At 61.2% G+C, this 16663-nt stretch carries 15 protein-coding genes; 3 read left to right on the top strand and 12 right to left on the bottom strand.

The window, feature by feature from the left end:
- Positions 1-41 precede the first annotated feature (41 nt).
- The 4 genes from C2L64_RS35895 to C2L64_RS35880 all read right to left on the bottom strand — a co-directional run bounded on the left by C2L64_RS35895 (position 42) and on the right by C2L64_RS35880 (position 4644).
- Complete coding sequence (locus C2L64_RS35895; protein ID WP_009770000.1) at positions 42-830, bottom strand: SDR family oxidoreductase; 789 nt, start codon at positions 828-830, stop codon at positions 42-44.
- A gap of 17 nt (positions 831-847) precedes the next feature.
- Positions 848-2050: an alpha-hydroxy acid oxidase gene (locus tag C2L64_RS35890; protein ID WP_079482448.1), complete on the bottom strand. Its 1203-nt coding sequence runs from the start codon at positions 2048-2050 to the stop codon at positions 848-850.
- 69 nt (positions 2051-2119) lie between these two features.
- Complete coding sequence (locus C2L64_RS35885; RefSeq protein ID WP_007740923.1) at positions 2120-3436, bottom strand: MFS transporter; 1317 nt, start codon at positions 3434-3436, stop codon at positions 2120-2122.
- A gap of 68 nt (positions 3437-3504) precedes the next feature.
- Positions 3505-4644, bottom strand: a complete 1140-nt coding sequence (locus C2L64_RS35880) for an iron-containing alcohol dehydrogenase (protein WP_009769999.1) — start codon at positions 4642-4644, stop codon at positions 3505-3507.
- Positions 4645-4824: 180 nt separating this feature from the next.
- Between C2L64_RS35880 and C2L64_RS35875 the strand changes: the two genes are divergently transcribed.
- Complete coding sequence (locus C2L64_RS35875; protein WP_007740918.1) at positions 4825-5760, top strand: LysR family transcriptional regulator; 936 nt, start codon at positions 4825-4827, stop codon at positions 5758-5760.
- 80 nt (positions 5761-5840) lie between these two features.
- Here C2L64_RS35875 and C2L64_RS35870 read toward each other — a convergent pair whose 3' ends face one another.
- Entirely contained in the window at positions 5841-6269 is a 429-nt protein-coding gene (locus C2L64_RS35870; protein WP_007740916.1) for an SRPBCC family protein, read from the bottom strand.
- Positions 6270-6279: 10 nt separating this feature from the next.
- A complete protein-coding gene (locus tag C2L64_RS35865) occupies positions 6280-7299 on the bottom strand; it encodes an aldo/keto reductase (RefSeq protein WP_009769998.1) in 1020 nt (339 codons plus the stop codon).
- Positions 7300-7399: 100 nt separating this feature from the next.
- Here C2L64_RS35865 and C2L64_RS35860 point away from each other — a divergent pair, with 100 nt between their 5' ends.
- Positions 7400-8317 carry a LysR family transcriptional regulator gene (locus tag C2L64_RS35860; protein WP_007730110.1) on the top strand — a complete coding sequence of 306 codons (918 nt, stop codon included), beginning with the start codon at positions 7400-7402 and terminating at the stop codon, positions 8315-8317.
- A 198-nt stretch (positions 8318-8515) separates the two neighbouring features.
- On the opposite strand, the gene C2L64_RS35855 is transcribed toward C2L64_RS35860, so the two are convergent.
- The 6 genes from C2L64_RS35855 to C2L64_RS35830 all read right to left on the bottom strand — a co-directional run bounded on the left by C2L64_RS35855 (position 8516) and on the right by C2L64_RS35830 (position 14570).
- On the bottom strand, positions 8516-9841 hold the full coding sequence (locus C2L64_RS35855) for an adenylate/guanylate cyclase domain-containing protein (RefSeq protein ID WP_100216099.1): 1326 nt from the start codon (positions 9839-9841) through the stop codon (positions 8516-8518).
- Positions 9842-10098: 257 nt separating this feature from the next.
- Positions 10099-10806 (bottom strand): ABC transporter ATP-binding protein, encoded by a 708-nt coding sequence (locus tag C2L64_RS35850; protein WP_009769996.1) that lies wholly within the window; start codon positions 10804-10806, stop codon positions 10099-10101.
- The gene (locus C2L64_RS35845; RefSeq protein WP_009769995.1) at positions 10778-11536 is read right to left on the bottom strand and encodes an ABC transporter ATP-binding protein; all 759 of its coding nucleotides are present in this window, start codon (positions 11534-11536) and stop codon (positions 10778-10780) included. Before C2L64_RS35845 ends, C2L64_RS35850 begins: the two co-directional genes overlap by 29 nt.
- A complete protein-coding gene (locus C2L64_RS35840) occupies positions 11533-12459 on the bottom strand; it encodes a branched-chain amino acid ABC transporter permease (RefSeq protein ID WP_009769994.1) in 927 nt (308 codons plus the stop codon). Before C2L64_RS35840 ends, C2L64_RS35845 begins: the two co-directional genes overlap by 4 nt.
- 8 nt (positions 12460-12467) lie before the next feature.
- Positions 12468-13319, bottom strand: a complete 852-nt coding sequence (locus C2L64_RS35835) for a branched-chain amino acid ABC transporter permease (protein ID WP_009769993.1) — start codon at positions 13317-13319, stop codon at positions 12468-12470.
- A 12-nt stretch (positions 13320-13331) separates the two neighbouring features.
- Positions 13332-14570: an ABC transporter substrate-binding protein gene (locus C2L64_RS35830; RefSeq protein ID WP_100216097.1), complete on the bottom strand. Its 1239-nt coding sequence runs from the start codon at positions 14568-14570 to the stop codon at positions 13332-13334.
- 923 nt (positions 14571-15493) lie between these two features.
- Between C2L64_RS35830 and C2L64_RS35825 the strand changes: the two genes are divergently transcribed.
- On the top strand, positions 15494-16444 hold the full coding sequence (locus C2L64_RS35825; protein WP_009769991.1) for an HNH endonuclease: 951 nt from the start codon (positions 15494-15496) through the stop codon (positions 16442-16444).
- Positions 16445-16663 lie beyond the last annotated feature (219 nt).

Raw genomic sequence — 16663 nt, 5'->3', positions numbered from 1 at the left:
GGTTGTCAGGCATGCACGCTACGTCAGCCGCAGTCCGTGCCTCAGAAGGTGCCCGGATAGGCGCCGCCGTCCAGCAGCACATTCTGACCCGTCAGATATCCGGCCTGCGCGCTGCACAAGAAGGCGCAGAACGCCCCGAACTCCTCAGGCGTTCCGAAGCGCCCAGCCGGAACGATCTGGCGCTTCGCGTCCAGCGCCGTGTCGTAGCTCTGTCCATGCGCATCGGCCGCTGCTCGCGTCGACTGACGCAAACGGTCGGTTTCGAACAGCCCCGGCAGCAGATTGTTGATGGTCACATTGGCCTGCGCAATACGCTTTTGCCGCGCCAGTCCCGCGACAAAACCCGTCAGCCCCGAACGCGCACCGTTCGATAGTCCCAGCACGTCGATCGGCGCCTTCACCGCGCCCGAAGTGATATTGATGATGCGGCCGAAGCCCCGCTCGGCCATCCCGTCCACGGTTGCCTTGATCAACTCGATCGGCGTCAGCATGTTCGCATCGACTGCGGCGATCCAGTCCTCTCGCGACCAGTTGCGAAAATCGCCCGGCGGCGGGCCGCCCGCGTTGTTCACGAGAATGTCGATGTGAGGCGCCGCCGCCAGTGCAGCGGCGCGCCCTTCGCTCGTCGTGATGTCACCGGGCACGGTCTTGACCGTGACGGCGGGATTGAGCAGACGCAGCGCGTGTGCGGTCGCCTCGAGCGCGTCACTGCCGCGTGCCGTGATGACGACGTTTACACCCTCCGCGACCAGCGCTTGTGCGCAACCTTTTCCCAGACCCTTGCTTGCCGCGCACACCAGCGCCCACCGACCTTTGATGTTCAGATCCATCCAGCTTGCTCCTTGATTTAAACGATTGCCGTCTCAGCGCGATCCTGCGACTCGCCCAGGCTGCCGCGCGACAGCAGATCATGACGACGCTGAAAAAGATTGTGCCGGCCGATTTCGCCGATCGTTCGCACGCCCGACAAGGCCATGCTGACGTCGAGTTCGCTTTGCAGTATCTGCAGCATTCGCGTGACGCCGGCCTCGCCCATTGCGCCGAGTGCGTACATGAATGCACGTCCGACCATGGTGCCTTTCGCGCCCAGCGCGAGCGCCTTCATTACGTCCTGCCCGCTGCGAATGCCGCCATCCACCCATATTTCGATCTTGTCGCCGACAGCCTCGACGATCGCCGGCAACGCTTCGATGCTGGGCGGCGCGCCATCCAGTTGCCGCCCGCCGTGATTGCTCACGACGATGGCATCGGCGCCGATCGATGCGGCCATGCGCGCGTCCTCGACGCTCAGGATGCCCTTCAGCACGAGCTTGCGATCCCAGCCGCGCCGGATGGCGACGAGATCGTCCCAGCCGAGCGTCGGGTCGAATTGTTGCGCCACCCACTTGCTGATCGCGATGACGTCGTCGCCGCCCTTGATGTAGCCCGCCAGATTGCCGAACGTTTTGGCGCCGCGCAGCGCACGCATCATCCAGCCTGGCTTCGACGCGAAATCGAGCAGGTTGGAAGCCGTGAGACGCGGCGGAACAGTCATGCCGTTCTTCAGGTCCTTGTGCCGCTGGCCGTTGATCTGCAGATCCAGCGTGACGACGAGCGCCGAACAGCCAGCCAGCTTCGCGCGCTCGATCAGCGACGCATTGAAGCCGCGGTCGCGCATCACGTAGAGCTGAAACCAGAACGGTGCGGCGGTATGACGCGCGACATCTTCGATCGAGCAGATGCTGACCGTCGACAAGGTGAACGGCACGCCGAAGCGCTTTGCGGCAAGCGCGCCGAGCATCTCGCCGTTCGCCCACTGCATGCCGGCGAGGCCGGTTGGCGCGATGGCAACGGGCATGGTCACTGGCTGACCGATCATCGTGCTGGCTGTGCTCCGACCTTCGACATTCACGGCCACTCGCTGCTGCAGCTTCAGGTCGTCGAACGCGCGGCTGTTCTCGCGGTACGTCGATTCCGAATAGGAGCCGCTATCGACATAATCGTAAAACGCCTTCGGCACGCGCTTCTTCGCCATCAGACGCAAATCCTCAACACACGTAATGACTGACATTCGATCCCTGCACCTTGACTGTCTATCGGTTTGAAACTGCCGTGATGTGGCTGCCGCGCTCGCTGCCGTTCAGTCGGCCGCCTGCACGGTTGCAAGCACGGCACCCTCTTCGTGCTCTTGCGTGACGCTCACGGGCCTGCGCACCATGACCATGTAAGCAACGGCGGAAAGCAGCGCGACGGCGGCGCTCACGATCAGCGCGTTCACGAACGAATGCGTGCGGTCCACCACAAGGCCGGTGACGATCGGCGCAGCCGATCCCGCCAGGAAGCCGCCGAAGTTCTGGATGCCGCCGAGCGACGCCACGGCGTGACGGGGCGCGGCGACACTCACGAGCGACCATGCGCCGCCGGATGCCATGTTGAGGAAGAACATCGCCACCGAGATGTACACGATGGCCATCGAGGCGGAAGGCGTCAATGCAGCTGGGACGGTGGCCGCCGCCGCGCCGACGAGCCCCACGCAGATCGGCCACTTGCGACTCGTGATCGGAGCCATGCCTTTGCTGTAGAGCCAGTCGGCGATATAGCCGCTTCCCACCATGCCGAGCGTGCCGACCAGGTACGGAATCGCCACGACCCAGCCCGCGCGCGCGATGCTCATGCCGCGTTCGTGCTCCAGATACGCGGGCAGCCAGGTCAGATACAGCCACACCATGTAGATGACGCCCATGAAGCCGATCAGCATGCCCCACGTCGTGCGTTGCGCGAAAAGATTGCGCCACTGCGCGCCGTTCAGCGGTGCTGCGTTGGGTTCTTCCTGCGCACCTTCGGCGAGATGGGCCTGCTCGTCGGGTGTCAGCTCCACTTCACTGCGGTTGCGATACACCGCGTACCAGCCTAGCGCCACCAATATGCCGAACACACCCGTGACGATGAACATCTCGCGCCAGCTGAGAGTCAACATGAGCGCAGTGAGGATCGGCGGCGCAATCGCGGGGCCGATCGTCGAAGAGGCCACGAAAATCCCCGTTGGAGCGCCGCGATCACGCAGCGCGAACCATTCGCCGATCACCTTCGCGCCGGCAGGAAACTGCGGCGCTTCGCCGATGCCAAGGCACACCCGTGCGAGGAAAAACTGCTGGATGCCATGTACGAAGCCAGTGCACAGCTGCGCGACCGACCAGAGCAACATGCCTGCGCCGAGCATCAGCCGTGCGCCCAGACGATCCAGCAGGACGCCGACCGGCAACTGCGCGAATGCATAGGACATCGAAAACGCGGAAAGCAACAGACCCATTTGCGACGCGCTAAGCCCCATTTCGCCGCTAATGGTGCTGTTGGCTACCGATAGCGCGCTACGGTCGAGATAGTTGACGCAGCCCGCCAGCGTCAAAAAGAAAATGGAAATGCGCTGGATACGACGCAGCTTTTTGCTCGCCTGCATGTTGAGTGTCTCCGGTTGATTTGTTGGAGTGCCGTCTGCGCGGCACTGAGTCAGTCAGATGCGATGCATCAGAGCGATGCTTCCAGCATGGCGCGGTAATCGCCATCGGACGCTTCGCGGGGATTGGTCTTGTGGCTGTGGTCCTTGAGTGCGCCCCTGATGATGTCGGGGAACATCGCGGGCGTGACGCCCAGTTGCGCGAGGCCGGTCGGCAAGCCGAGCCGCTGCGTCATGGTCCGCACTGACGGCGCCACCTCCGCGCCGTTGCCAAGCCCCATAGCGGTTGCCATGCGGTTGAGCTTGTCCTCGTCGCGCACGGATGGCGCGTGCTGATTGAATTCGAGCACCGCGGGCAGAAAGATCGCGTTGAGCGTGCCGTGATGCAGGCGCGGATTGATGCCACCAAGCGAATGACTCAAGCTGTGCACGCAGCCCAGGCCTTTCTGGAATGCGAGCGCGCCTTGCATCGATGCGCTCATCATGTTCAGTCGCGCCACACGGTCGCCCGGTTCACGCGTCGCGCGCTCGATGTGACGCCATGCGCGCCACAGTCCGTCTAGCGCGATGCCGTCGGCGGGTGGATTGAACGCGCTCGCGAGGAAGGTCTCGATGCAATGTGCGATCGCGTCCATGCCGGTCGCCGCCGTCAACGCGGGCGGCAAGCCCAGCGTCAGATCCGGATCGCAGATCGCCACGCGCGGTACCACGAACGGCGAGATCACGCCGACCTTGCGGCCGTCGTCGAGAATCAGAATGGCGCCACGCCCCACTTCGCTGCCGGTGCCCGCTGTCGTGGGCACGGCAATCACGGGCGCGGTTTTCGTGGTGATGTTCGTCGCGCCGCCTTCGATCACGGCGAATCGTTGCAGCGGCCCTTCGTGAGTCGCGCAAACGGCAACACCCTTGGCCAGATCGATCGCCGAACCGCCGCCCACGGCGACGATGCCGTCGCAGTCGCCCGCGCGATAGGCCGCCACCGCGTCGCGCACCGCAGCCTCGTTGGGGTTCGGCGGCGTGCCGTCATAGATCGGGACGGGCGCCGTGCCAGCGAGCGCGTCGAGCACGGTATCGATGATGCCTGCTGCCCGGATACCTCTGTCCGTGACGATCAACGGCCGCCTGATACCCACTCGCTCGCATTCGCTGCTAAGCAAACGGATCGCACCGTAGTCGAACTGAATCTGCGTGACGTAGTTGATGAGAGACATGGGAATGAGCGTCAGTTATAGTGGCTGTGGCGCCTCGGCGCCGGACTCCAACGGCCCATAACCGGGCCGTCGCGTTGATGCTGGCGCTTTTTAGACGCCGTGTGTGGGCCAGTATAAGGAGGCGCCCATTTCTCAGTAATTGAGAAGATTTGATACAGATATAACTTTCCCTCAACCTTCATGACACCGCCGCTCAACTCCATCATTTCCCGCCTGCATCTGAAGCAACTGCGACTCCTGATCGCCCTCGGGGATCACGGGTCGTTGCTGAAGGCGGCGCAGCAGGTCGCGCTCACGCAGCCGGGCGCCAGCAAGGCCTTGCAGGAAATCGAAACGACATTCGGGACACCGCTGTTCAATCGCACGAACCGGGGACTCGAGCCCAACGAAGCGGGACGCTGCGTGATTCGCTACGCACGCCTGATCCACACCGATCTGTCGCACATGCGTGAAGAGATCGTCGGGATCATGCGCGGCCAGGGCGGCCGTGTGGCGGTCGGTGTGATCATGGGCGCCGTGCCGCTGCTCACCGATGCGATTACTTCGCTGATCGCGCGAAACCCCGAAATCTCAGTCGAAATCGTCGAAGACACGAGCGCAACATTGCTCAGCCAGATCGACGAAGGCCGGCTGGATCTGGCGATCTGTCGCACGACGATCAGTCAGACGCCGCAGCACTACGAAACCACGCGGCTGCAGGAGGAAACGCTCGCAGTCGTGGCCAATGTGCAGCATCCGCTGCGGCGCGCGAAGAAGGTCAGGCTTCAGGACGTCGCGGAATACCGCTGGGTGGTGTATCGCGCGAACATGCCGATGCGGCTATTGCTGGAGCGCGAGTTTCGCGAAGCCGATATTCGCTTCCCCATGCATCTGCTCGAAACGACGTCTGCATTCGCCACGCTCGCGCTGCTGCAGAGCAATCCGTCGTTCGTCGCACTGGTGTCGATCGACGTCGCGCAGTTTTTCGCCAGTCACGAGATGACGTGCATCCTTCCGCTGCATCTTGCTTCGCGTAGCGAGCCTTATGAACTCGTCACCCGAAAAGGCGCGCAGCTCTCGCCCGGCGCGCGACAGCTGATCGAGGAGCTGAACGCCAAACATGGCGGTGAAGCGTAATGCCGTCGGGTGCCGTGCGTCCCGCGTGATCACGGGCCCGGATGCCTGATAGTGCGTCATCGGGCCCGAATCCACGCAAGTTACGCGATGCCTTTGTCCGCGAACGATGCCGCCAGCGCGCGCAGACCGTCGCGATAGATACCTTCGAAAAGCCTCGATGCTTCGTCGTCGCTCACACCGGTCGGCGTGAACTCACCGCTCCAGTCGACCAGCGATGCACCCGCCTCTTCGCTCTCACGCACCTGCAGCGTCGAGCGATAGCCCGTGACGGGAAACGGCGCTTCGAGAATCGAATAGGTATAGCTACGCGCGCGGTTGTCGAAGGCTTCCAGACGCTCGACGATCACATCGCCGGCCGGCGTAGCAAGATGCCGCACACGTCCGCCTTCCCTCAATTCGCTCGACGGAATGTAGGGCAGCCAGTCCGGCAGCGAGTCGAAGCCGCCGATCAGTTGCCACACCTTGTCGGGCGAAACGGGAATGCGGATCGACGCATTGGCTTGGGCCATGTCAGTCTCCTTAAGCCTTGACGGGCAGTGGTGCATTGGCGGCGACCAGACCTTGCTCGCGCAACTCGCGCCAGAAGTCTGCGGGAATCGCTTCCTTGACGGCAGCGTGGTCTTCCGCGATGCGCTCCGGCTTGCTCGCGCCGGGGATCACTGCGGCGACAACCGGATGGGCCAGCACGAACTGCAGCGCGGCGGCCTTGACGCTCACGTTGTGACGCGCGGCGATCGCCTTGATACGCTCGACCTTCGCGAGAATCTCAGGCGACGCCTTCTGGTATTCGAAGTGTGCGCCGCCCGCGAGCACGCCCGAGCTATACGGACCGCCGACGACAATCTCCACGTTTTTCGCGGCAGCGGCCGGCAGCAGCCGCTGCAATGCACGCTCGTGATCGAGCAACGAATAGCGGCCTGCGAGCAGGAAGCCATCCGGTTTCACTTCCGAGAGATCGAGCAGCAGTTCGCACGGCTCGACGCGGTTGACACCCAGCCCCCACGCCTTGATCACGCCTTCGTCGCGCAGACGGTTCAGCACACGGAACGCGCCCTTGCGTGCCGATTCGAACATGGCGAGCCATTCGTCGCCGTAGAAGTCCTGCGCGACGTCGTGTACCCAGACGATGTCCAGACGATCCGTCTTCAGGCGCGTCAGGCTGTCTTCGATCGAGCGCAGCGTCGCGTCGGCCGAGTAGTCGTTGACGATCTTGTTCGGACGGCCAAAGGCGAACACATCCCCTTTCTCGCCGAGATCGCGCGCGCTGACGTCCTCGATTTCGTCGAGAATCACGCGGCCTACTTTTGTGCTCAGCACGTAGTCGTCGCGCCTGCAGGCGGAGAGCGCATCGCCAAGCCGGATTTCCGAGAGGCCGGCGCCGTACAGCGGGGCCGTGTCGAAATAACGCACGCCTTGATCCCACGCTGCCTTGACGGTTGCCAGCGCTTCTTCCTCGGGGATGTTGCGAAACATGTTGCCCAGCGGCGCAGCGCCAAAACCCAGCTGCGTGCCGGCCGGCAGTTTGTCCTTGATGCTCATGACTTGCTCCTTTGATTGAGTCGGTAGCGCAAAGTCTAGGGTGACAAGTTAAGTCTGTCTAAGACATAATTTGACAAACTTGAGTCCGGAGAGGTCTTATATGCTAGATATCCGTCAACTGCATTATTTCGTCGCGGTCGCCGAAGAGGAGCACGTCGGGCGCGCCGCCGAGAAGCTGCATATCTCGCAGTCGCCGTTGAGCCGCCAGATCGCCCAGCTCGAGGAAAATCTCGGTCTTACACTATTCGAACGTTCGCAGCAGCGGATCCGGCTGACTACCGATGGGCGCACCTTTCTTGCGGAAACGCAGGCGTTCCTCACGCACGCAAAACGGCTGGAATCGTTGGCGCGGCGTCTTGGGCGCGGCGACGAAGGAGGGCTGTGCATCGGCTATCTGGAGAACGCGATGCACTCTGGCGTGCTGCCTCGCGCGCTGCGGCAACTGCGCGCGCAGAAGCCCGACGTGCACATCGCCCTTTACAGCTACCGGTCGGCCGATCAGCTAACCGGCTTGCGTCAGCGCAGCCTCGATATCGCGCTCGTTTGCGAGCCGCTATCGTCCGACGACCCGGACCTCGAATCAGCGCTGGTGCTCGACGATCCCATGCTGCTCGCGATTCCCGAGGACCATCCGCTGGCGAACGCGTCGCGCTTCACACCGGACGACCTGGCGACGCAGAAGTGGATTGCTGTGATGTACGAAGAAGGCGCGCTGCGCCACGATAATTTCATTGCAGCATGCGCGAAAGCCGGGTTCACACCCGATATCGCGATGGAAGCCACCGAGCCGCTGGCTGCACTCGGTCTCGTCGCGGCGGGCCTCGGCGTCACGATGATCCAGCAAAGCCTGCGGCGCCATGCGCCCGCTGGCGTGGTGCTGCATGAACTGTCGTGGTTCAGTTATCGGACGGCGCTATGGGCGGCGTGGCATCGGGTCAACCTGAGACCACTGGTAGAGCATTTCCGCACGACGCTGCTACATTCAAGCGCGGTGCCGCCGATGTCTTCAAATACATAAGCGGCACAGCGACGACTTGCGCAGTGACGCATGACCCCGCGAAGGCATTTCGCTCGCCCGACCGAACGTCCGCTGCGTGATGGGGAATGGCCGTTCGAATGACCGTGTAACGTCGATGGCGAACGGCGGCAACTGGCCGTTTGCCGTCGACTCCCTTCCCAGCGAGCTTTTCCGGCTCCCTGAGAGCACATCTGGGTGCTAATGATCGACTGCGAAGAGCCGCCAATCCCCAGGAACGCCCTTCAGGGAATAAACGCCTCGATCCTGGAACTGCAACGCGGATCCGGCGACGAGATCCTTCACCGTTGCCGATACCAGCACTTCTCCAGTTTGCGCGAGACCGGCGATGCGTGCTCCGATATGCACCGCTATCCCGCCAAGGCCGTTGCCGATCACTTCGCATTCGCCGGTGTGCACGCCGGCCCTTACCTCGATACCAAGCGACTGTACATCTCTGGAGATCGCGCAGGCACACCGCACCGCGCGCGCGGGTCCGTCGAAAGACGCTAGAAAGCCGTCTCCCGTCGTCGCGATTTCCCGCCCGCGAAAACGCTCAAGTTCGCGTCGCACAACGTTGTGATGGCATTCGAGCAGATCGCTCCAACGCTGATCTCCAAGGCTGACGGCTTTATCCGTCGATCCGACGATGTCCGTGAAGAGAACCGTAGCCAGTACGCGATCATATTCCGAACTGTGCCTGACTCCCGTCAGGAACTCCTCGATTTCCTCGAGAATCGCGTCGCTGTTGTCTCCCCACGGGATATGGTCTATTCCGTTCAACTCGACGAGCTTCGCACCGGGTATGAGATCGGCCATATATCGGGTCGCGTCGGGACTAACCACGCGATCGTGACTGTTGTGCAGGATCAGCGTCGGCACTCGAATGCTCGGCAGGACATGTCTGATGTCGATGTCCGCATTCATGCGGAGCAATGCCTTGGCGGCGGCCGGGCTTGCACTGGCGCGCAATCGGCGCGCCCACCACTGGCGAAAGTGTTCGTCCCGCGCCATGCTTGGCGCGTGCGCATCGATCTTGACCGGCCCACCCCATTCCCGGTCTACTTCGTCGAGCGCACACTGTATCTGCTCGTCGGTTTGCCCCCATGGATAATCGGGTGCCCACCTACGGCGCGGAAACGCGCCCGCCATGACCAGAGCCGAAGTTCGCGAAGGATAAGTGGCGGCAAAGAGTGCGCACATGGTGGCGCCCTCCGAGTAGCCGAATAGCGCCGCAACGCCGGTTCCGACTGCACGCATCACGGCCCATACGTCGTCCATACGCACTTCGAGACTCGGCAGATCCACGACGCGATCAGACAGACCGGTTCCTCGCTTGTCGAAGAGGATGACACGCGAAAATGAAGCGAGCCTGGTCAGGAATCTTGCGAACGCCGCCTCTTCCCAGCAGAAGTCGACGTTGGAAACCCAGCCAGGCACGACGACGATGTCGGGAGGTCCCGCTCCGATCACCTGATAGGCAACATTGACATCGCCGCTTCGGGCATATCGCGTCTCTGGCTGCATCGCGAGCATCCGGTTGCAAAGAAGGATTCCGAGACATCCGCCGGCACAGTTGCGTTGCGCCCGATGCAAGCCGGCCTCTGAGTCCGTTTCATGGCCATGACGAACGAGCGCACGCGCTGTAGGAATTCTATGTTTTCGGAATGATCGGTACCAGGTTCATTTTTACCGGTCCGAAGATATTGCCCCAGCGATCACTCGAAACACGCGCTGCTTCAGGGCGCAGCCACGTCCTGCCGTTCCACCCTGAGCACCGGATATCAGATCCCGAGATAGAAACGACGGATCTCGCGATCATCGAAAAACTCCCGGCTGGCGCCCTCGCGAACGATATGGCCGTGCTCCAGCAGATAAATGCGATCGACGATGCGCTGTGCCGACGATGCATCCTGCTCTACTAGCAAAACCGAAGTCTCATCGCGCCTGATGTCGTCTATGGCGCGAAAAATGGTCGATTTCAGTTGTGGCGCCAGCCCCGCCGAGGGCTCGTCCAGCATCAACAGCTTCGGCTTGCCCATCAGCGCCCGCCCGATTGCAACCATCTGCTGCTCTCCCCCTGACAGAGTCCCCGCACGCTGCGATCTGCGTGCTCGCAAAGTCGGAAAGAGTCCGAACACGCGTTCCAGGTCGCATTCGATCTCGTCGCAGTTTTTCCGTAAGTACGCGCCGAGCCGCAGGTTCTTTTCAGCGCTCAATTCGCGGAACAGATGTCTGCCCTCGGGACAATGACAGATGCCCGCCGCGACGATCCTGTGAGGCGGCATGCCATCGATGCGCCGCTCCTCGAAGTGCACCGTGCCGGCGCTGGACAACACTCCCGAGATCGCCCGCAATAGCGTCGTTTTACCGGCGCCGTTCGAGCCCAGCACGCCGACGACTTCATGCAGCCCGACGCGCAGCGAAACGCGGTCTATGGCAACCGCGTTTCCGTACCTCACTTCAAGATTCCGTATCTCGAGCAGCGGCATGGCCGTTCTCCCGCGTTCCGATATACGCGGCCACGACCGATGGCTCACGCATTACCGCGTCGGGTTCGCCGTCGGCGATGACTTTCCCCGAGTCCATGACCAGCAGGCGCTCGGCCAACAGCATCAGATCGCGAAGCCGGTGCTCGATCATCAACACCGTGATTCCTTCGTGTCTGTTCAATTGCCTGATCAACGCCGACAATGTTTCCGCCTCATGCGCTCCCAGACCTGAAAAGGGTTCGTCCAACAGCAGCAGGAGAGGCTTCGTTCCGAGCGCGCGGGCGATTTCCAGCCGTCGCAAATCACCCTGTGACAATGCATGAACAGGCAGCGCCGCCTTATCCCTCAGGCCGACTCCTTCGAGAAGATGCAGCGCACGCACATGCGTTGTCTTGAAATCGCGAACTCTGGGCGCGAGGCACCCGACCATGACGTTCTGGACGACGCTCATCCCGGCAAAAGGGCGGCACAACTGAAAAGTCCGTGCGCATCCGAGGTTCACGATACGGTCCGCGCCCTTGCCCGTCAACAGCGTGTCTCCAAGACGCACTTCACCGCGGTCGGCTGGCAGAAAGCCGGTCAGCAGATCGAACAGCGTTGTCTTGCCCGCGCCATTCGGTCCAACAATGCCGGTGATTTTCCCGGCGGAAATGCTGAGCGAAATGTTCCTGATCGCATAAACGCCCCCGAAGTGCTTCGATAGTCCGGTCGCTTGCAGGAGCGCGCTCACTCACTGCCTCCGCTCAGAGCCTGCCAAAGCGGCGCCACCAGTCCGTGCGGCCTGAAAAACAGCATCAGAACCAGCACGGTGCTGTAGATGAGCAACCTCCACTCTCCCGCACCGCGCAACAGTTCCGTCAGCACCGTAAGCAAGATTGCTCCAATGGCTACGCCGTATATTGAGCCGATCCCTCCCACGTAGGCCATCGTGATCACCGAGACCGACACGAACACCGAAAGCAGTTGCGGCCCCACCTGCAACTGATGGTGCGCATAAAGCGCCCCGCCCAGGCCTGCGGGCGCCGCGCCGATGGCGAACGCCACGACCTTGTACAGCGTCGTGTTGTGGCCGCTCGCGCGGCAAGCCAGCTCATCTCCGCCGATCGCACGAAGAATCAGGCCCCATGGCGACGCCGATATCGCGAGTAGAATCGCAACAATCGCCACGAGGCTGAACAAACACAGGTAGTAAAGTTCGAGAGGCGACTTGAGCAGGGGCGCGATCCCCTGAAGGCCATCCTCGCCGCCCGTCCGCTCCCAGAAGATCAGCGTGAGACGCTGCATGATCGCGGCCGCCGCGAGCGTCGCCAATGCGAAATAAGGTCCGCTCAAACGCAACGTCGGTATGCCGACGACCAGGCTGAACACCACTGCGACACATGCCGCAGCCGGCAGGCTCCACCACGGGTTCGCCATCCAGATCGTGTTCAGAAATGCTGCCGTGTAGGCACCGGCGCCAATGAACAGCGCATGACCAAAATTCTCACGGCCAGTGAGTCCGGACATGAAGTCCCAGCTTGCCGCCCAGATGCCGTAGATCACTCCGAGCGTGAGCACGCCGACGAAATACCTTCCGCGCACGACCAGTGGCAGCACGATCATGACCGCTATGAAGCCAGTGGCGCCAGCCAGGTTTGCGTAAACTTTCGACATGGATTTCCTCAGCGTGTCCGTATGCCGAAGAGGCCAGCGGGCCGGAGAACGAGGGTCATGAACACTGCGACGAGAGAGACGAGCTCGGTCCACGAGGCGGAGATTTCGTAGGCAACGATGGTCTCGGCGTAGCCCAGCAACAAGGCCGCCGCAATGCTGCCACGAACCGAACCAAGGCCGCCGACGATCACAATCGACAAGGCCTTGATCATCGGCATGAGCCCCATGCCGGGCTGGACCGTCAGAAACGGTGCAGTCAGCACGCCTGCGGTCGCCGCAAGCGCCGCCGATATGCCCGTCACGAGCGCATAGACGCGATCAACAGGAATACCCACGTATTGAGCAGCTTCCCTATCCTGCGAAAGGGCAAGGATCGCCGAACCCTGGCGCGTTTGATGCACGAACACCCATAAGCACGCCAGCACGCACCAGTTCACGGCAACGGTGAGAAGTCGCTGTCCACTGACATCGACTCCGCCGACGATCACACTGGCGGCGATAAACGACGGCACATTGCGATACTCCGAACCGAATCCGACGAAAAGCACTTGCTCCACGACCAGCGCCATAGCGAGCGTCATCATTGGAACCGCTAGCCCCACTCCTCGCAACGGACGGATCAACATGCGTTCCATGGCGACGCCGAGAGCCGTGACGATGAGCACGGCGAGCGCCGCGGCAACGGTCAGAGAGAGCTTGAACGATGTCGTCATCAGATATGTGCCGTACGCGCCTAGCGCATAGAACGATCCGTGCGCCAGATTCAGGGTCCGCGCGACACCGAACATCAAGGTGAATCCCACCGCCAGCATCGCGTATACGGAACTGGTCACTGCGCCGTAGATAAGGATTTCGTTCACGGCAGCCGAACCCTACCGTCTCATCCATGGCGGCACAATCAGGTTTCCCGTCTGCAAGGCTTTGGGCCAGACGATGACGCGCGCACCATTGTCCTGCCATTGCGCGAACCGTACGCTCACGTAGTCGGGACCTGCCCGGACATCATGTGCGTCATCGAATGCTATTCGGCCCGCGACTCCCACGTAGTCCGTTCTCTCCAGCTGTGGAATCAGTACGTCCGGACTCGTGCCGTGCGCGCGCTGTACCGCAGCCGCATAGATGAAGGTTGCGTCGTACGCGCCCGGGGCAGTGTAGACAGGCGCGCGCCCATAGCGCTTCACGAAAGCATCCCAGAACGCGATGGTCTTCGGCGTCACGGGCGCGCGGACAGCCGACGCAGTCGTGAATTCGCCGATTGCCTTGCCGCCGACGCGCTGAAAGAAGTCGGCATCCTGAGCCTTCGTGTCGATTCCGCCCATCAGCACAGGCACACGGGCGTCATACCACTGCTTGACGAACGTATCGCTCGATGCGTGAGAGAGCAGCACCAGCATGAGTTGCGCGCCGCTCTCACGGGCTTTCGAAAAGAGCGGCGAGAAGTCGCTGGTTTGCGGGTCGAACAACTCGATCATCTGCACATTCAGGCCGGCGTCCGTGATGCCCTTCTTCAAGGTAGGCACGATTTCCTGAGCCCATTTTGCGTTCTCCCCGACGATCGCCACGCGGGTGTACTTCAGGTTTCCGGCAACATCGGTCGACACGAAAGCGACGAGCCCTTCCGCCAGATGCGTGGAGTTGACCGGGCTCACGCGAAAGAAGTATTTGAAGCTCGGGTAATCGCTTTTGACTTTCGCGGTAATAGAAGGCGAAGCCGCTCCGACGCCGAGATAGATCGTTTCCGACTGGGCGACGTGCGGCATTTCCGCCAGCACGACTCCGCTCGCGTAACCGCCGATCAGTACATCGACTCTCTCGTCGGCGGTGAGTTTTCGTACCGCACTGATGCCCTGCTCGGGATTTTCCGTCTCGTCGGCCACCACCATTTCGAGTTGGCGTCCCATCACGCCGCCATTGGCATTGATTTCCTCGATGGCCATGCGTACCGCGTCGACGGTGTCGCGACCGACCCGAAGCTGGATCGCCGCCGGCACGCCGATCCGGATGGCCTTCGAGGTCTGGGCGCTGACGGACCCGATTGCCATCAGACCCGCAAGGAAGATCGCAAGGAGAATGATCGATGACCGAACCGATTGCACGGGTCGCTTGAACATGAAAGGCTCCATCGGCGGCTGCCTGTCGAAGGCCGCGAGGCGGTCCGAGATGCAGTACCCCAAACGCGGCAATCGACCGTTGCGCCGCCGGTTTCTCTCAACCTCGCAAGCGTCAACCTGGACGCGACCAGCGCCGCACGCAGATCGATCGAGACATCAATAGCGCGCGGGTATCGCGGCGACCCAGGGTCACCGGCCAGGATGAACTCACCTCCGAAGACCGTCGGCCAGAGAGCGAAAAAATGCGGTCGTCGCGTCCTCCGTAGGTAAGCTTCCCGTCATGTCTACCTTAGTCATGACGCAGCCATCGTTCAAGCTATTCGCTCGGGAGTTGCGAATTACTATTTGCGAACCGTTGACGAAGGCGCTGCGCGATTGCTTCGCGCGCTAGCGAGCTTGTGATGTGTCGATAACTTGTTAGCACGTGTTTGCTTCACTTCGCTGTGCGCTCAGTCGGAGTCTCCATATACGGATGAGTGAGACCGGGATCTTCCTCGCACGTGTGCCGCAGCCATCCGGGCAAGCTCGAAGACCGAGCCATTGGCTTGCCTATCGCACACAGGTCAAACTCGAAAACTTGCGATGGAAGATGCGAATCGCTGGACGCAAATCCGCGCCTAAGATCGTCTATACGGCACCTTCAGAGATTCAATGGTCAGCCAGAGGCGCGTGTCTAACAGATGTATGCAGCGTTTTCCCCCGTATCACTACCTTACGGGACGTCTCCGATCGGACCCTGAACAGCCTTTCAGACTGGAGCAACATCAGGCTGCTTCCGGGGGGAACGGCTACCCGCCGTATCTCCCAAAGTTTACGTGCGCATGTTAAACAGCCATTGGCAAAAAACTGACGCATACAAAACGCTTGCAGCATCCTATATAGTTGATAGGTCAACTTGATAGTGACGCTAAACAGCTTTGCTCATGTCTACTGGTTTCAATCTGACTCCCGCTCACATCGAGCAAGCCCTTGCAAAGATCGATCGGGATGGCATTCCGCAAAGGCGCAATTCTAAAGTTTACGATCTGTTGATCGACAACAAGAAGTATCCGCTTAAGATCGTTGTCGATATTGCTCACGATATTGCTGGTCTTCCGAGACCCCAAGGTGAGGGTTTCAACTCGATCGTGTCGAAGGAGTTTTTCGAGGCTAATGGCTACACTGTCTTGACAGACAAGAAGCAAGCTCATGAGGAGTTCCGGAAGTCGCGACTTGCTGAACCGGGCAAGACGTGCCCGGAGTGCGGCCATCCTTTTCAAGACGGCATCGACGCACACTGGCGCAAGAACCATGCAAACATAATGTCCTATGAAGAAGCGTGGCCGCTGATTCAGGCTGGCACCTACCATGAGGAAAAGCAACGCCGGGAGGCAGATCGAGAGGCAGACCTGAAGGATCTCGAAGCGGTTGTGAAGGACCTCGATGCCATTGATAAGGACCCGGATCTCAGTCCAACGGAGCGCGAGGTCAAGGGCAAGGCACGAGTAGGCCAGAGCGCCTATCGCAAGCAGATGCTTGAACTGTGGGGAGGCAAATGCGCCGTGACCGGCTGCGATCTGCAGTCTATGCTGATCGCGAGCCACGCTAAGGCATGGGCCGCCAGCAGCTCTAAAGAGAAGCTGGATCCGCACAATGGCGTGCCGCTTGTTCCTACTCTTGATCGGCTGTTCGACAACCACTTGATTTCCTTCCACCCAGAGACTGGTGACATGCTCCTCGCACGTGAGATCGACACTCGCGAACGTCGTATGCAGTTGGGTATATCTACAGTGGAGAAAAGTCTGCGCAAGGCGCCGAACAAGCAACAAGCGGCTTATCTCAGGCATCACTTTGAAGCATTTATGAAGAAGCAACGCGACAAGGCGGTTGCTTGAACCGAGGTTCGTGGATGACCGGTATTGGCCGATCCCGGCAGTTCGAAGCTCGCCGATGATCGAGCGGCGCCGAGCCGCCCCCCAACTTCCGTAGCCGACCCACAAGACGCAGGGCCTCTCGAGAGTACCTGTCTGCACTCGAAACCATTTCCGCCATTGGCATTTTCAAACCGATGCGGCCAGGCGATCTGTTCAGAGCTTGAGCCAATCTGACGATTC

This window comes from Paraburkholderia hospita (assembly GCF_002902965.1).
Taxonomy (GTDB): Bacteria; Pseudomonadota; Gammaproteobacteria; order Burkholderiales; family Burkholderiaceae; genus Paraburkholderia; species Paraburkholderia hospita.
This window is presented reverse-complemented; position numbering and strand designations above follow the sequence as displayed.

What these genes read in the sequence shown, in the direction of transcription:
- C2L64_RS35895 (WP_009770000.1), bottom strand. Translation starts at nt 830, where the DNA reads ATGGATCTGAACATCAAAGGTCGGTGGGCGCTGGTGTGCGCGGCAAGC.
- C2L64_RS35890 (WP_079482448.1), bottom strand. Translation starts at nt 2,050, where the DNA reads ATGTCAGTCATTACGTGTGTTGAGGATTTGCGTCTGATGGCGAAGAAG.
- C2L64_RS35885 (WP_007740923.1), bottom strand. Translation starts at nt 3,436, where the DNA reads ATGCAGGCGAGCAAAAAGCTGCGTCGTATCCAGCGCATTTCCATTTTC.
- C2L64_RS35880 (WP_009769999.1), bottom strand. Translation starts at nt 4,644, where the DNA reads ATGTCTCTCATCAACTACGTCACGCAGATTCAGTTCGACTACGGTGCG.
- C2L64_RS35875 (WP_007740918.1), top strand. Translation starts at nt 4,825, where the DNA reads ATGACACCGCCGCTCAACTCCATCATTTCCCGCCTGCATCTGAAGCAA.
- C2L64_RS35870 (WP_007740916.1), bottom strand. Translation starts at nt 6,269, where the DNA reads ATGGCCCAAGCCAATGCGTCGATCCGCATTCCCGTTTCGCCCGACAAG.
- C2L64_RS35865 (WP_009769998.1), bottom strand. Translation starts at nt 7,299, where the DNA reads ATGAGCATCAAGGACAAACTGCCGGCCGGCACGCAGCTGGGTTTTGGC.
- C2L64_RS35860 (WP_007730110.1), top strand. Translation starts at nt 7,400, where the DNA reads ATGCTAGATATCCGTCAACTGCATTATTTCGTCGCGGTCGCCGAAGAG.
- C2L64_RS35855 (WP_100216099.1), bottom strand. Translation starts at nt 9,841, where the DNA reads ATGCAGCCAGAGACGCGATATGCCCGAAGCGGCGATGTCAATGTTGCC.
- C2L64_RS35850 (WP_009769996.1), bottom strand. Translation starts at nt 10,806, where the DNA reads ATGCCGCTGCTCGAGATACGGAATCTTGAAGTGAGGTACGGAAACGCG.
- C2L64_RS35840 (WP_009769994.1), bottom strand. Translation starts at nt 12,459, where the DNA reads ATGTCGAAAGTTTACGCAAACCTGGCTGGCGCCACTGGCTTCATAGCG.
- C2L64_RS35830 (WP_100216097.1), bottom strand. Translation starts at nt 14,570, where the DNA reads ATGTTCAAGCGACCCGTGCAATCGGTTCGGTCATCGATCATTCTCCTT.
- C2L64_RS35825 (WP_009769991.1), top strand. Translation starts at nt 15,494, where the DNA reads ATGTCTACTGGTTTCAATCTGACTCCCGCTCACATCGAGCAAGCCCTT.